Consider the following 397-nt stretch of genomic DNA (forward strand, 5'->3'; position numbering starts at 1 on the left):
TCATCGGTTCCTGGTGCCAAGGCATCCACCGTGCGCCCTTAAAAACTTGGCCACAGATGCTCGCGTCCACTGTGCAGTTCTCAAACAACGACCAGTCACCCACCTGAACAAGCATGGGACCGGCAACCACTGAGACAACGTTTCCGTTCCCTCAGGACCCAACAACGTGCCCGACACAGTCAATCCCAGAAGCGTTCCACGCCCCAAGGGCAGTACTAGCAGTCCGATCTCTTCCTGTGCCGAATAGTCAACGTTCCACCCATGAGCAACCGTGCAGGACATTCGCCTGCAAGCGGCTATGTGCTCCTTAGAAAGGAGGTGATCCAGCCGCACCTTCCGGTACGGCTACCTTGTTACGACTTCGTCCCAATCGCTGGTCCCACCTTCGACGGCTCCT

Annotated in this window: 1 rRNA gene; it reads right to left on the bottom strand. The window is 57.2% G+C overall.

The features are described 5' to 3' along the window. Window positions 1-311 precede the first annotated feature (311 nt). Window positions 312-397, bottom strand: a 16S ribosomal RNA gene (locus tag OP86_RS32645); the annotation flags it as partial.

Origin of the sequence: Streptomyces novaecaesareae (assembly GCF_000716875.1) — a bacterium.
In the GTDB taxonomy this organism is placed as follows: Bacteria; Actinomycetota; Actinomycetes; order Streptomycetales; family Streptomycetaceae; genus Kitasatospora; species Kitasatospora novaecaesareae.